The 15,013-nt window shown below is 46.4% G+C and carries 14 protein-coding genes and 1 other RNA gene; 13 read left to right on the top strand and 2 right to left on the bottom strand.

Going from position 1 to position 15,013, the window contains the following annotated elements; all coding sequences use genetic code 11:
• Positions 1-19 precede the first annotated feature (19 nt).
• From RCO25_RS19715 to rnpB, 8 genes are all read left to right on the top strand, one after another.
• Positions 20-835 (top strand): pyruvate, water dikinase regulatory protein, encoded by an 816-nt coding sequence (locus RCO25_RS19715; RefSeq protein WP_308997838.1) that lies wholly within the window; start codon positions 20-22, stop codon positions 833-835.
• Between the two features lie 85 nt (positions 836-920).
• On the top strand, positions 921-1,385 hold the full coding sequence (locus tag RCO25_RS19710) for a YaiI/YqxD family protein (protein WP_374992136.1): 465 nt from the start codon (positions 921-923) through the stop codon (positions 1,383-1,385).
• A 41-nt stretch (positions 1,386-1,426) separates the two neighbouring features.
• A complete protein-coding gene (gene dnaG / locus RCO25_RS19705; protein WP_308997837.1) occupies positions 1,427-3,280 on the top strand; it encodes a DNA primase in 1,854 nt (617 codons plus the stop codon).
• 18 nt (positions 3,281-3,298) lie between these two features.
• A complete protein-coding gene (gene rpoD / locus RCO25_RS19700) occupies positions 3,299-4,429 on the top strand; it encodes an RNA polymerase sigma factor RpoD (RefSeq protein WP_053376806.1) in 1,131 nt (376 codons plus the stop codon).
• A gap of 118 nt (positions 4,430-4,547) precedes the next feature.
• A complete protein-coding gene (locus RCO25_RS19695; protein WP_308997836.1) occupies positions 4,548-5,384 on the top strand; it encodes a hypothetical protein in 837 nt (278 codons plus the stop codon).
• The gene (locus tag RCO25_RS19690) at positions 5,384-6,157 is read left to right on the top strand and encodes a tRNA (adenine(22)-N(1))-methyltransferase (RefSeq protein WP_308997835.1); all 774 of its coding nucleotides are present in this window, start codon (positions 5,384-5,386) and stop codon (positions 6,155-6,157) included. Before RCO25_RS19695 ends, RCO25_RS19690 begins: the two co-directional genes overlap by 1 nt.
• Positions 6,133-7,254, top strand: coding sequence for a Nif3-like dinuclear metal center hexameric protein (locus RCO25_RS19685; RefSeq protein WP_308997834.1), 1,122 nt, complete (start codon positions 6,133-6,135; stop codon positions 7,252-7,254). Before RCO25_RS19690 ends, RCO25_RS19685 begins: the two co-directional genes overlap by 25 nt.
• A gap of 111 nt (positions 7,255-7,365) precedes the next feature.
• Positions 7,366-7,772, top strand: an RNA gene (rnpB, locus tag RCO25_RS19680) — RNase P RNA component class A.
• A 65-nt stretch (positions 7,773-7,837) separates the two neighbouring features.
• Here the strand turns inward: rnpB and RCO25_RS19675 are convergent.
• Complete coding sequence (locus RCO25_RS19675) at positions 7,838-9,685, bottom strand: S8 family peptidase (protein ID WP_308997833.1); 1,848 nt, start codon at positions 9,683-9,685, stop codon at positions 7,838-7,840.
• Positions 9,686-9,867: 182 nt separating this feature from the next.
• Between RCO25_RS19675 and RCO25_RS19670 the strand changes: the two genes are divergently transcribed.
• The 3 genes from RCO25_RS19670 to RCO25_RS19660 are packed head-to-tail and all read left to right on the top strand — an operon-like array spanning position 9,868 to position 11,057.
• Entirely contained in the window at positions 9,868-10,368 is a 501-nt protein-coding gene (locus RCO25_RS19670) for a YpuI family protein (RefSeq protein WP_308997832.1), read from the top strand.
• A 53-nt stretch (positions 10,369-10,421) separates the two neighbouring features.
• The gene (locus tag RCO25_RS19665; RefSeq protein WP_308997831.1) at positions 10,422-10,634 is read left to right on the top strand and encodes a DUF1540 domain-containing protein; all 213 of its coding nucleotides are present in this window, start codon (positions 10,422-10,424) and stop codon (positions 10,632-10,634) included.
• Between the two features lie 6 nt (positions 10,635-10,640).
• Positions 10,641-11,057 (top strand): DUF4190 domain-containing protein, encoded by a 417-nt coding sequence (locus tag RCO25_RS19660; protein ID WP_308997830.1) that lies wholly within the window; start codon positions 10,641-10,643, stop codon positions 11,055-11,057.
• A 48-nt stretch (positions 11,058-11,105) separates the two neighbouring features.
• On the opposite strand, the gene RCO25_RS19655 is transcribed toward RCO25_RS19660, so the two are convergent.
• The gene (locus RCO25_RS19655; RefSeq protein ID WP_053376798.1) at positions 11,106-11,735 is read right to left on the bottom strand and encodes a GTP pyrophosphokinase; all 630 of its coding nucleotides are present in this window, start codon (positions 11,733-11,735) and stop codon (positions 11,106-11,108) included.
• Between the two features lie 158 nt (positions 11,736-11,893).
• On the opposite strand from RCO25_RS19655, the gene RCO25_RS19650 reads away from it, so the two are divergent.
• Positions 11,894-12,682: an ABC transporter ATP-binding protein gene (locus tag RCO25_RS19650; RefSeq protein WP_308997829.1), complete on the top strand. Its 789-nt coding sequence runs from the start codon at positions 11,894-11,896 to the stop codon at positions 12,680-12,682.
• Positions 12,673-14,991 carry an alpha/beta hydrolase gene (locus tag RCO25_RS19645; RefSeq protein ID WP_308997828.1) on the top strand — a complete coding sequence of 773 codons (2,319 nt, stop codon included), beginning with the start codon at positions 12,673-12,675 and terminating at the stop codon, positions 14,989-14,991. The genes RCO25_RS19650 and RCO25_RS19645 overlap by 10 nt, the downstream gene beginning before the upstream one ends.
• Positions 14,992-15,013: the final 22 nt, after the last annotated feature.

The following is a 15,013-nucleotide window of genomic DNA, read 5'->3' as shown; positions in this document are numbered from 1 at the left end:
GTCAGGAGGATGATGGAAGATGTCTCGTTTAAATCCGGAAGTAATCGTCTATGTCGTATCCGATGCAGCTGGTGATACGGGTGAGCTTGTCGTTCGAGCAGCCATTGCGCAATTTCATCCGCTCCATACAGATATTCGCAGAGCTCCGTTTATTACAGAGGAAGCAGGCTTGCAGCGAATTATTTTGCAGGCAAAGCAAGTCGATGCCATCGTGATCTATACGTTAGTCATACCGCATCTCCGTGACAGCATGAAAAAGCTTGCCGAGACCCATAACGTCGCCGCCATCGATCTTTTGGGGTCATTTATAGAAACGCTTGAAATGCGGACAGGTCGAAAATCCCGTCAAGAGCCTGGACTTAATCATGTTCTTGACGCGGATTATTTCCGCAAAGTGGAAGCGGTCGAATTCGCGGTTAAGTATGATGACGCAAGAGATACTTCGGGGGTATTAAAGGCAGATATTGTATTGGTAGGGGTATCGCGTACGTCGAAGACCCCGTTGTCCATGTACCTTGCCCATCAAAAGTTTAAAGTCGCGAATGTGCCGCTTGTTCCGGAATTAAAGCCGCCTGAAGAATTGTTTAAGCTCCCTAAGCGCAAAGTAATTGGACTTACGATTGGGGTTCCTTATTTGAATACCATTCGGAAGGAACGCCTCAAGGCGCTTGGATTACCTAATAATGCATCCTATGCCACGCCGGACCGTATTGAAAAAGAACTTCTCTATGCCGATAACATTATGAAACAGCTCGGATGCGTTGTCATTGACGTATCGCACCGGGCAGTTGAAGAAACGGCAAGCTTAATTATGGAATATGTACGTATGCCATAAAGCAAGGGGAAGGATTTTTTACAGTTATGCCGTATATAATAATATAGGACAAGAATTTGAAATCGAGCGGTGATCTTCTATTCGGATTGAGAAACCTACTATTGTAGTCGACGCTGATGCATGTCCGGTAAAAGCTGAAATAGGCGAAACAGCTAGACAATACTCGGTTCGTGTTCTTATGGTTGCTTCTCATGACCATAGATTAGAGCCACAGCCAGGCGTAGATATTGTACAGGTCGACCGGAGCAATCAATCCGTCGATCTGTATATCGTGAACCATATATCACGCGGAGATATTGTTGTTACGCAGGATTTCGGATTGGCATGCATAGCAATTGGCAAAGGCGCAATCGTCCTGTCTCCAAGGGGAGAGCAGTATACGGACGATAACATTGATTATTTGATGGAGCGGAGACATGAACTAGCGAAACGTCGCCGCACCGGAGGCAAAACAAGAGGGCCGAAAGCGATGAATAATGACGATCGTGATCGTTTTCAACAAAAGTTGACAAAAGTTTTGCGAAATGAGCAGGAGAACCATGACGTATAGCGAATATTATTTACGTGTTACTAGGATGAAGGTGATGAACGATGACATACGGTAATAAAATACCGGAAGAGGTCATTGATGCTGTCCGCAAGCATTATGACATCGTAGAGACGGTCGGGAAATATGTTCATCTCACGAAGCACGGCAAATATATGAAGGGGTTATGTCCGTTCCATTCGGAGAAGACTCCCTCGTTTACAGTAACGCCGGAGCTCCAAATTTACCATTGCTATGGCTGCGGGAAAGGCGGAAACGTCATTCGTTTTTTCGAGGAAATGGAAGGCTATTCGTTTCCTGAAGCCGTTCGCGTGCTGGCCCTCGATGCAGGTATGCCCGTTACTTGGGCCTCGGCTGAGGGTAATAAATCTACGCCGCATGATGCTGACCGTGCCAAAATCATTGAAGCGCATGAGCTTACGATTAAGCTTTATCATCATGTGCTCAATAATACGAAGCAAGGTCAGGCTGCAAAGCAATATTTGCGGGAGCGTGGACTCAGCGATAAGCTAATCGATCATTTTATGATTGGTTATGCGCCAGAGGAATGGGACTTGCTTGCTCGTTTTTTGACGAACCGGGGATTCGATCTGGCACTAATGGAAAAAGGCGGGCTGCTTTCGGCAAAGGCTGACGGGAGTGGGTATGTGGATCGGTTTCGTAATCGCATCATGTTTCCGATTTGGGATCGAGACGGCAAAGCTACCGCGTTTGCGGGTCGCATTATAGGCGAAGGACAGCCGAAATACTTGAATACCTCAGAAACGATGCTATTTACGAAAAGCAGAACACTTTACAACTTGCATTATGCACGGCCAGCTATCCGAAAGAGCAAGCAGGTCGTTTTGTTTGAAGGCTACATGGATGTCATCAAATCATGGAGCGCTGGCGTAAAAAATGGAATAGCTACGATGGGAACGGCTTTAACCGATGAACATTGTGCCATTCTGAAGCGCCAAGCCGAAGAGGTCATCGTCTGTTATGACGGTGATGATGCGGGACAAGCAGCAGCGTTCAAATCAATTCCTATGCTCGAGGGCGCAGGCTTGCGAGTATCGGTGGCGATGCTTCCGAAAGGTAAGGATCCCGATGATTATATAAGCGAATACGGACCGGAGGCTTTCTTGCGGGATACGATGGACCAGCCGGTGTCCGTAACAAAATTTAAGCTTATATATTCAAGGAAAAACCATATACTGCTAAAAGAAGAAGGTAGAAAGAACTATCTGCTTGAAGCGGTACAAATTGTTGCAGAGCTTGATTCGTCAACGGAACGTGAGGTCTACTTAAAGGAAATTTCCCGTGAGTTTGAAATCTCTCTTGACGCCTTAAAGCAGGACTGTCATCAAATTAGACAGGAGCTGCAAAAAAAGAAACCGCAAGGGGATAATAACGACAATTCGTGGAATAATGGTAGGAATGAAAAGCCCCGAAAGTCTGGACCGCCTACTCTTATGCCCGCTTACACGCATGCAGAACGAAGGTTGTTGCATGTTATGATGCGGGATCGGGAAGTGGCGCAAGCGGTTCATGAACGTTTGGGTGATGCGTTTAATGTAGAGGATCACGCAGCTCTTGCTGCTTATTTATACGCTTATTTTGCTCAAGGCTATGATCCGGATGTCAGCCGTTTTATTGCAACGCTGCATGACGACCGATTAGAACGCGCAGCTGCATCGATTCTGATGATGGACGGTGACTTCCCGTTCGACGATACGACGATGGACGCTTATATTCAAGACATTATCAAGGTTCCGCAGTATCGGGATATTGAGCGCAAGAAAGAAGAAATGGTGCGTGCTGAGCGTACCGGAGATTTTTTGGCAGCAGCACAAATAGCAAGTGAGATTATAACCCTAGAGAGACAGCTTAAAGGGCGACAGGAAGATCGTTTCTAGGGGGGAGGGAGTCGGAACATGGCGAATGATCAACATACTGAACTAGATACCGAACAAAAACTGGATCATGTGAAGGATCAATTGATCGAACAAGGCAAGAAGAGGTCTTCTTTGACGTATAAAGAAATTATGGATAAGTTGGCTCCGTTCGATCAGGATCCTGAACAAATTGATGAATTTTTCGAACAGCTCGATGATTTTGGGATTGAGGTACTGAACGAAAACGATGAAGAGAATCCACTCGCTGCCCAAGGGGAAGAGCAAGAGCGCGAGCAGGATGACTTTAATTTCGATGATGATCTTGCATTGCCGCCAGGTATCAAGATTAATGATCCTGTACGGATGTATTTAAAAGAAATAGGCCGAGTTCCGCTTCTTTCAGCGGATGATGAGGTTGAGCTGGCGCAACGAATTGAGAACGGCGACGAAGAAGCAAAACGGAGATTGGCGGAAGCTAATTTACGGCTCGTAGTTAGTATCGCGAAGCGTTATGTCGGCAGAGGAATGTTATTCCTGGATTTAATTCAAGAAGGGAATATGGGCCTGATTAAAGCGGTTGAGAAGTTTGACCATCAGAAGGGCTTTAAGTTCAGTACTTATGCGACATGGTGGATTCGCCAAGCGATTACCCGTGCCATTGCTGACCAAGCTCGGACGATTCGTATTCCTGTTCATATGGTGGAAACAATCAACAAGCTGATTCGCGTATCCCGTCAATTGCTTCAAGAGCTTGGACGCGAACCGACACCGGAGGAAATTGCTGCAGAAATGGAGCTAAGCACGGAAAAAGTTCGTGAGATCATGAAAATTGCCCAAGAGCCGGTATCGCTGGAAACTCCGATCGGGGAAGAAGATGATTCTCATCTCGGCGATTTCATCGAAGATCAAGAAGCGCTGGCACCTGCTGATGCCGCTGCGTATGAGCTGCTTAAGGAACAACTTGAGGATGTACTCGACACGCTGACCGAAAGAGAAGAAAACGTACTGCGTCTTCGCTTCGGACTTGATGACGGACGTACAAGAACACTTGAAGAGGTCGGCAAGGTATTTGGTGTTACGCGTGAGCGTATTCGTCAAATTGAAGCTAAGGCACTTCGCAAGCTTCGTCACCCTAGCCGGAGCAAACGGTTGAAGGATTTTCTCGAATAAAAAACTTTATGATTATCGACCTTTCTGCTCGTGCAGCGAGGTCTTTTTTCTTAAAAATGAGCCTCATACATAAGGACTTGCAAGCGGCAGGCCGAACCCGAAAGGATAGCGAGATTTTATGAATCAGGATCGTCGGCAAATTATCGTGAAAGAAATTGATCATTGGCGGCGAAGCAAACTGCTGCCGGATCAGTACTGTGACTTTCTAATGAATTTATACGCTGATCAAGATACGGTCCATGAAAGCAAACAACAGCAACATACAGTAGGAAAGGCGATTGCTGCTGTTCAAAGGGCAACGGGTTTGCAATGGTTTCTTACATTTGGAACTTTTACCTTAATTTCCTTTGTTGTGCTTTATTTTAACGAATTTCATCTGTTATTGCAAATGGCCGTCGTGGCCCTTGGGACGGCAGTTTTTTTACGTATCGGGCAGCGTCTTCGGAGTCGAAACGAGGCAGCTGGATTAGCTATTACCAGCACTGGCATGCTCCTTCTTTTAGGAGGGGGACTTTACATGTTAAATGTTCACGGTCTTGACCAATGGGGCTGGAAAACGGGATTACTTGCGTTTTGCTCACTCTTTTGGATTGTATATGGAATAGCAGCTCGCATACCCGCTTTGCATTTTAGCGGCTGGCTTGCAGCTATTCTTGTTTATGCGTGGCTGCTGTCACAATTTATGGTCGATTCAAAATGGTATGAAATACAGCTTTACTGGCTGCCTATTGCGTGCTTGTTCGGTTGGGGGAGCTGGTTTGTTCATCGCTGGTCAAAGCCAGCGTCCGCAGTGCTATTCGTAACTTGCGCATTGGTGTGGTTCATGCCTGAGCTGTATTCGGTCATGATCGTAGATGGGGCCATTTGGCTGCAACTGCAGCTAATCGTCAAAATAGCAATTGGCGGCGGATTATTATTCGCAATGCGAAAACAATGGATGGTGTGGGTAGTATAATGCTAAAACTTTCAAAACGTCTGCAGAAAATTGCGGATTACGTATCAATGGGGTCGCGTGTGGCGGACATTGGATCTGATCATGCAATGCTTCCGGTGTATTTACTCCAAAGTAATCGATGCCCTTCGGCTATTGCCGGTGAATTAAACAGAGGCCCCTTTGAGGCTGCAAAGAAACAGAGTGCAGATGCAGGTCTTACCTCACGATTGACGGTACGACAAGGTGATGGTTTGAATGTTTTAATATCAGGTGAAGCTGATACGGTCACAATTGCCGGTATGGGCGGCAGCTTGATGAGTGACATTCTAGAGGCAGGGTTTACAGCTGGAAAGCTGGAAGGGGTCACTGAGCTCGTGCTGCAGCCTAATGTAGGCGAAGAATTGGTACGTCAATGGCTGCTCAAGCATCATTGGTTTTTAAAAGCTGAAAGCATTCTGGAAGAGGACGGGAAAATTTATGAGGTGCTGCATGCAGTGCGCTCAGATGATGCCGTATCACGCAACAGCGAGCTTTATGATGGCCATTTCTTAGCACTTAATCTTGAGACAGATTTGTTGTTTAAGGTTCTAATGCAGATGGGGCCGTATCTTCTTCGTGATCCGCAGCCTGCGCTATTCAAAAAATGGCGTCATGAGCTGAATAAGCTGGAGCGAATTTGCGAATCGCTTGCAGGATCAGATCTTGCTGAATCGGCAGTTAAGCGCGAACAATTTCTTGCGGAGATGCATGTGATTAAGGAGGTTTTACAATGTTTGCGAACGGACAATCCGTAGTCCAGCTAATGGAACAGCTTGCTCCAAAACATTATGCGGTGGAGAATGACAAAATCGGCCTGCAGCTTGGCACATTGAATAAACCAATTCATAAGATTCTTGTAGCATTAGATGTTACCGATGCCGTTGTAAATGAAGCAATAGAAGTAGGCGCAGAGCTTATTATTGCTCATCATGCCATCATCTATCGTCCGCTGGCAAAGCTGGACACCTCGACCGCTGCCGGTCGTTTATATGAGAAGCTTATTAAAAATGATATCGCGGTATATATTTCACATACAAATCTAGACGTAGCCGACGGCGGGATTAATGATTGGCTGGCTGATCTTGTCGGAATCTTGCCGGAAGGCCGTCAATGTTTAGAAGAGGTTCATACCGATAAGCTGTACAAGCTGGTTGTGTTTGTCCCTGAGAGTCATCATGAGCAAGTGTTAGAGGCTATTTGGCGTGCGGGTGCCGGAGAAATCGGCAGCTACAGCAATTGCAGCTTTAACATAAAAGGTACAGGTACTTTCGTTCCAGGACCCGGCACGAATCCCTATATTGGAGCAGAGGGCAAGCTTGAGCATGCGGCCGAAATTCGTATTGAAACGATCGTGCCTCACAGCGTTCATCGTAAAGCGGTGCAAGCCATGCTGAAGGCGCATCCTTATGAAGAGGTTGCCTATGATTTGTACGCAATGGATCTAAAGGGACGCTCTTTTGGATTAGGGAGAACAGGCAAGTTGGAGCAGCCAATCACATTAGGCGAGCTGGCGGAGCAAGCAAAAATTATTTTCGAAGTTCCTGCTGTTCGGGTAGTTGGGCCGCTTGACCGTGTCATACGCAAAGCGGCTGTACTCGGCGGCTCTGGCGCAAGATATGTGCGGCATGCGATATTTGCTGGAGCGGATGTGCTTGTTACAGGCGATATTGATTATCATACAGCGCATGATGCCCTTGCAGCCGGGATGACGATCATTGACCCTGGACATAACATTGAGAAGGTCATGAAGAATAAGGTTGCTGAATGGTTGAATAAACAGCTTGCTGGCAGTAAGTCTGAAACGAAGGCAGTTGCTTCTTCATTGAATACCGAGCCGTTTTCTTTTGTATAACGGCTTGTCGCTTTACCTGCATATTTAACGAGTATTAAAGAATATAAGTGTTGGAATTTGTTTCAGGGTTGAGCTTTTACGAAAATACTTGTATACTTAACGATGCCACGGAAAGTTTGACAGACAATCGCTGGCGGCCTTGTTGCCGCGAGAGGAAAGTCCGGGCTCCACAAGGCAGGATGCTGGATAACGTCCAGTCAGCGCGAGCTGAAGGAAAGTGCCACAGAAATGGACCGCCGATGGCCGGCTTTTAGCCGGCACAGGTAAGGGTGGAACCGTGGTGTAAGAGACCACGAGGAGCATAGGTGACTACGTTCCTGGTAAACCCCATCTGGAGCAAGACCGAGAGGACGCCGCAGCCCCTAAGCTGCAGCCTTAGCCTGAGGCGCGTCCGGGTTGGTTGCTGGAGCCGTACAGTAATGTGCGGCCTAGATAGATGATTGTCGCTTCATCGTGGGAGGGTCGTTCCCGTTTGGACCACCAGAAGTACAGAACCCGGCTTAAGACAAACTTTCCGCACGACTATACACAAACAAAGAGCACCCATCGCATGCGATGGGTGCTTAATTGTATCTAAATAAGTTTACTTCTCATATTTGGAAACAATGCGGTCCAATCTTCTCTTTACTTGATCTGGATAAGTTTGCAAAGTGCCGCCAAATTTAGATGCGGCCTTCAGCGCTTTATCGACATCGATCTCACCGTATCCAAAATTATCATCCTTGCCTTCTGCACCCAAGTCGACTGCCGATTTTCTCATCAGCTCCATTACTTCGACGTTGGAGAGCTCAGGATTGACAGAGCGGATTAAGCCTGCTAAAGCAGCGACATGCGGGCTTGCCATGGATGTACCAGACAATGCGGCATATTGGCTGCCAGGGTAGGTACTAGCGATACTGTCTCCAGGGGCCGCGACATCAATATAATCGCCATAGTTTGAAAAGGATGCTTTTTCATGATTGCTGTCTGTAGCCGCGACTGCGAACACTTCGGGATACGCAGCAGGATAGCCAGGACGATCTGTATTGTCGTTGCCGCTTGCCGCGATCATGACGACATCATGCTCGTAAGCATATTTAATGGCGTCATGTAGAAAATCAGCCTGCGCATAGTTGCCTAAGCTCATGTTGATGACCTTAGCTCCGTGATCGGTCGCCCAAATAATGCCTTGCGCGACGGAATAGGTTGAGCCTGCTCCACTGCTGTCGAGTACTTTGATAGGCATGATTTTGTTATACCAAGAAAGTCCAGCTACGCCTTCGCTATTGTTAACTGTGGCGCCAATGATCCCTGACACATGTGTACCATGGCCAACGTCATCATCCGGTTCTGCTTCCTCATCGACGATATTCGTCCCCTCAATAAGTTTACCCTTCAAATCAGGATGATTGCTTTGCACACCCGTGTCAAGGACAGCAATGATTACCTTATCATTGCCTTTGGAGGTACTCCAGCCTTTCTCCGTTTCAATATTAGGCAAATTCCATTGATATTCCGAGTAAAGAGCGTCGTTTGGCTTAATGGCAGCGGATGTTTCATTCGTTAAATACAGGTAATGTGGCTCCGTATATTCCGTATTCCATGTTTGCTTGAAATACTTAACGAGCTGATCGGTCTCCAAATTTCTCGAACGGAAGATAAATGTATCTCCGACTTGCTTCATCGATTCCGCATTGATGTCTCGTTTTACACGCTCCAGCTCGGAAGCCGATAACGGCTTCATGAAATGTACGACGACGTCACGAACATGATAATGGCTTGCATTACCGTTGTCTTCACCGCTACGAACGGTTGTATCAACCGTTGAATTTGGCAATACCGATTCAATCTTGTAATTACCTTCAGCGGGATACGGAATTAATCGAAGGTTGCGCATTTGATGTTGTTCAACAGATTTTAATATATCCTGCTTAACGACACCGACTACACCAATGCCGGCATGCTTGGAATTAGGAACACCGAGTACCATATAACGGCTGCCGTCCTTTGCGGTAAAAGCAGGAGATTCAAATTTGGCTCCTTTGCCCACTTGGGCTTTTGCATCCTTCACATAATTTTCAACTTGTTTATTTTCAGTTTCAGGCAGCTTGCCTCGGTCTACACTTCGGTTTCCCGATATCCAGCTGATGTAGCTCATATGCATATGTTCGTGCATCATATGCTTGATTTGTTGGCCTGCTTCTTCCTTCGAGCCCATGCTTGCATTCATTAGTTTTTGAAAATCTTTAGAGCATTCCGACGCGCAAAGCATAGCGGTTGCTTTAATGTCCGATTGCACAGCTGCCATTTTTAGTGTATGCTCCCGCTTTGCGGTAAAGCTTGATGCTTTCGGAACGTTTTTGACTTCTTTCGGAGCGAATAAAGGGGTTGTAGGTATAAGCAGAGCTGCCAGGGCTAAAATTGTAAAGGCGCCAATCCATTTTCTTCGCATGCGGAAACCTCCATTGATCGTTCTAGATTAGAGCAAAGTCTAATATATAGGTTCGGATTTCAGAGCAGAAAATATGCGAAGGAAACCGTGAATCGCCAGTACCACTTCAATGTAATTTGTGGTACCATAATAATGATTGTAGTTTTTACGCGTGTTTGGATTATGAAAGGGGAACTACCTATATGCCAACTGCTAACGTCAAAGCGCTAACTGAATCAACCCGTACAAAGCTAAAGGATGCGGTTAACCAGCTTGAACCGTTTCTGAATAACAATGCTTTGCTCCAATTAACCGGAGAGGATAATGGAGAAGAAGCCCAAGCGTTTTACAAAGGCCTTTTATCCGATTTGAGACATTTATTGGTGTTTTCTGAAGTCTCGGTTGAAAAGCTGGGGGTATTGCTCAGACGGCCCAATTTCGATACAGATTATGCGGAACGCGTGCTGTATGAGGTTTACCACCAATGCGTAAGCGCGTTTTTCTATCCGAAGAACGAATGTTATTCCGAGGATGGCCGTTATGCTTATACAGGTCAGGATGCCATTCGTTTCCGTTTCAAACCGAACCGTGATTCACGAGGTATCGTACTTAGCGTATCCAAGGTATTTGAAGAACTGCGTGACGAATTGTCTTATTACGAAAATGATTACATGACCCAGCGCCGCATGCAAGGACAAAAATAAGGCAGAATGAATCACCTCCACTCAGGGAAACTTGATAGTGGAGGTGATTTTTTATGCCGAAAGGCGTGTCATGTAGTGTAGCTAACTGTAGCTTCTGGAAGGAAGGCAACAACTGCGGGGCGAGCGCGATCAATATTGAAATCGATCAGCATGCAGGTGCCCATTTCAATGAAGAGTTCGCCGGCGATGACCTTGGTTTGTATCATCAGGATCATGCGGAACAATCGAAAGCAACATGCTGCCTGACCTTTAAACCAAAGGAGTGATGATCGATGGGAAATTATGAAGACGATTATAAAAAATTGTTGGATGAACGAGATCGGTCAGCACCCACAAGCCATCCAGTTATGGGGACGGATCGCTTGCTTGATGTTAATGAAGAAATGGCAGCTGATTTTGCGGTCAGCGGTCCAGTTGTGCATACGGAGCGGAGAGAAGACCGGTATGTGGAAAAATCGGAACGATCAGACACAAGGTCTGGCGGTTTCGCGCTTGGATGGGTAGCCCTTGTATTTGCGATTGCGTCATGGTTTATTTGGCCGGTATTAATTGGAGCTACAGCGACGGTGCTTGGCTTCATGGCTTACCGACAAGGCGCGCGAGGGCTCGGCGGTTGGTCTATGGCGATCGGACTTATTGCATTAGCTTTAAACTTAATCATTGTGCCCTTTTATTATGCAATAACCTAAAGAAAAAAGAAGAAGCTCCTCTCCGCAATAACGGGGGGGAGCTTCTTTTTATTTTAATGCCTGCTCGCGGTGCTTCTGTACTTCGACGTTTAATGCCAGCATTTGACGATCAAGCAAATGGATCATGTCTGCAGAGCCTTTCAGCTGTTCCTGAATATGTGGCGGAATCTGCTCATTGAATTTATAATAGATCTTGTGCTCCAGACTAGCCCAAAAATCCATGGCAATGGTGCGGATTTGGATTTCTACAAGTACATTTTCTGTTCTATCCGTGAGAAAAACAGGGATTTCGATGAGCAAATGAATGCTTTGATAGCCGTTAGGCTTTGGATTGATTACGTAATCCTTAAGCTCAACGACCCGAACGTCACTTTGCTTGCTGATCATGTCAACGATTTGATAAATGTCCGTAGAGAAGGAGCAAATGACACGTACGCCCGCTATATCGCGTATATGCTCTTTTGCATCCTCAAGCGTAATATCCAGGCCTTTGCGCTGCAGCTTTTGCATAACGCTCTCCGGCGCTTTAATTCGGGTCTTCATATGCTCGATTGGGTTGTAATCATGAATAAATTGAAATTCTTCATTCAAAATATTAAGCTTTGTTTCAACGGCATCAAGTGCAAATTTATAAGTAAGAAAAAAATGAGCCCATTGCTTTAATTGATTGGTTTTCATATGCAAGTTCACTCCTGATATAACAAATATGTATAGGTATCGTTTGAGATAGGACGGTTCCGACTCGTTTGGAATCGCTGTAATATAATAATGGGCGATATTATAACCTAAGTCAAATTTATAGAATGAGCATTTGTCAACTGACGGGAGAGCTAACGATGATTATAGATATTCAAAATGTGTCATGGGATCGAAGCGACAAACACATTTTAAGAAATATTAATTGGCAGGTGAAGGACGGAGAGCATTGGTGCCTTTTGGGACTTAACGGCTCTGGGAAAACGACCCTTTTGAATATGATTAATGGTTACATATGGCCGACCGAGGGAAGGATGTCGGTGCTTGGCAATCCGTTTGGAGAGTTCGATTTGCGTGAGCTTCGTAAAATGATCGGCTGGGTAAGCACGTCCCTCCAGCAAAAGCTTTACGGCAGCGAGACCGCAATAAAAATTGTGCTAAGCGGTAAATTCGCAACGATCGGATTGTATGACCAGACGGACGCGGAGGATAATGAACGAGCCGAAGAATTAATGAGATCGCTTGGCTGTACCGCATTAATAAATCGTACGTATGATACGCTTTCGCAAGGAGAACGGCAGCGGGTACTGATTGCGCGAGCTTTAATGGCTTCGCCTAAGCTGCTTATTTTGGACGAGCCGTGTACGGGCTTAGATGTTTTTTCGCGTGAACAGTTGCTACAAATGATTGCTGCAGTGGCAAATGAGAAGCATGCGCCAACGATTATATATGTTACCCATCATGTAGAGGAAATATTGCCTTGCTTTACTAAGACTCTGCTAATTAAAGAAGGGCAAGTATTTGCGGCTAATGATACCACCGATGTGTTGACATCCGAACTCATGAGTGACTTTTTCTCTGTGCCTGTTGAAATCAAGAAACGGGACGGAAGAAACTGGTTATCGGTTAAGGGTGCTTTATGGAATTAGAATTACTGGAATCGGAACAGCCGCAGCCGATCGTTCCAAGCAGATGGAAAAAATTCAAGGCATGGTTGACCGGCCGATATGCCATTCGAAATGCACGCGATCAGTTTGTGGCACGCGTCGCTTCAGGAAGCCTGGCAGTATTCGCATCGCTAGCAATGCTGGCAGCCGTTTTGGGAATGCCTACCGGATTTGGAACAGGAATAGATGTTTTTGTTTTTCTAACGTTGAACATTATTGCAATGATCGCGTCAGCAAAGCTGCTGTCATTCCTTTACAGCATGCTGTATTTGCCCTTACCCCGCAGGCTCCTGGCCGCATGGACATACGCCTCGGTCGAGACGTTTTTGATCCTGTATTATGCCGAGTTCGGCATCATCATGTCGGTCGTGATTTCCCTTGCTTTTACATTTACGGGTATGTTTGCAGGCGTTTTAATGGGTTATCTCTTGAGAATGAAAATAAAGCCACTGAGCAAAGCCGCGTTTGGACTCATTTTTGCTTTTGCGGCGGCAGCAGCTTATGTTGGGCTTGACTGGCCGGGACCCTCTGCTGTGCCCCATAGAGAGGTTGCACAGCCAATTTCAATGGAGGGTACCGGCGGCAAGCTTGACTTGCCAAACCCGTCTGAACCGGGGGGACTAGCTTATCAGACCTTCACATATGGAAGCGGGAATGATAAGCACAGAGCGATTTTTGGAGATAAGGTCGGCATCCCATCGACAGCGGTCGATGCGTCGGCATATATCAGCAAATGGTCAAATTTGAAAACGAAGTTTTGGGGATTTGATGAGCATGCATTGCCTTTAAACGGCCGCGTGTGGATGCCTGAAGGCGAAGGGCCGTTCCCGCTTGCGTTAATTGTCCATGGTAACCATTTGATGGAGGATTTCTCAGACGGCGGTTATGGATATATCGGGGAATTACTGGCGAGCAAAGGTATTATCACGGTCTCGGTTGACGAGAATTTTTTGAATTATTCCGTTTGGTCTGGCATACCGAATAACGATATGAAGGTGCGGGCATGGCTGCTGCTCAAGCATTTACAGCAGATCAAGCAGCTTAACGAAGAAGAGGGGAATTTCTTTACTGGACACGTAGACTTAGAGCGGGTTGCTTTGATTGGCCATTCGCGCGGAGGGCAGGCTGCAGCAATGGCAGCGGATGCTGATCGCTGGTTCAAAGAAGATCAAACCTTAGACAGCTTAAACGGCATTCTGATCGAATCGGTGGTCGCCATTGCGCCGACGGACAAACAAGTGGACGATAAGTCGGCACGGTTATCCGATGTAAACTATTTAACGCTTCAAGGGGCTAGGGACGCGGATGTAAACAATTTTTACGGTGACCGCCAATACAGCCGGACCACTTTTGCAGAGCAATCGAATAAGTTTAAAGCTGCGCTCTATATTGCGGATGCAAACCACAGTCAGTTTAATTCGGAGTGGGGACGTATGGATGAACGTCCGCCTGGCGGATTATTTCTAAATCGCAAGGAACTGTTAAAGGCAGATGAGCAGCGGCAAATTTCAAAAGTGTATGTGTCGGCTTTTCTGCAGGAAACTCTGCTAGGACAAGAAGGCTTCCGGCCGCTTTTCGAAGATTATCGTTTAGGGTTAGACTGGCTTCCGGAAACGGTATATACGAATCGGTTTGAAGCATCGGAGTTTACTGAGATTGCGCGCTTTGATGACGGCAAACGAAAAACTGTCCTTAAGGATGGAGGCAAGGCTGGCGTTTCAGGGATGTCGGAGTGGGAAATTACTTCGGCCGAAGACAGGGATGGAAAGATTAAAGGCACGAAAGGAATCGAATTGGAATGGGAGAAACCGGGAGCGGAATACGCACTGGAGCTCTCGCCAACTACAAGCTTGAAAGTCCCGGATCTGATCGAAAGCAAGCTTGTTTTCTCGCTTGCTAACCTGGAACGCGATCTGATATCGGCTGATGAAGATAAAGCTGCTTTGGACTTCGATGGGGAAGACGAGACGGAGCTGCCTCCGCTTCCTGCTATTGAAATAACGGTCACTACAGCTGGAGGCGAGAGCAGCGAGCTTGCGTTGGCGGATATTATGCCGGTTTCCCCGCCTGCCTATACGGCTTTTATGACGATTTCATGGCTTGAGAAGCGTATGAAAGAAGAGAAGTATAAGGAGTCTACGGAGCCTGTATTTCAAACCTTTACCGTTCCAATAGAGCAGTTTATCCCGGACGATTCTTCAATAGAATCGCAGCAGATTAGAAAGATCACATTCCGGTTTACGAATGGCCCAGGTAAGGTAATGCTGGACGATATCGGACTCATGCAATAAGCAGAAAAAAGAAAAAAAGCGG

Origin of the sequence: Paenibacillus sp. LHD-38, from assembly GCF_031157315.1 — a bacterium.
Lineage (GTDB): Bacteria > Bacillota > Bacilli > Paenibacillales > Paenibacillaceae > Pristimantibacillus.
The sequence above is the reverse complement of the archived record's forward strand: the minus strand, read 5'-3'. Positions and strand labels throughout refer to the sequence as shown.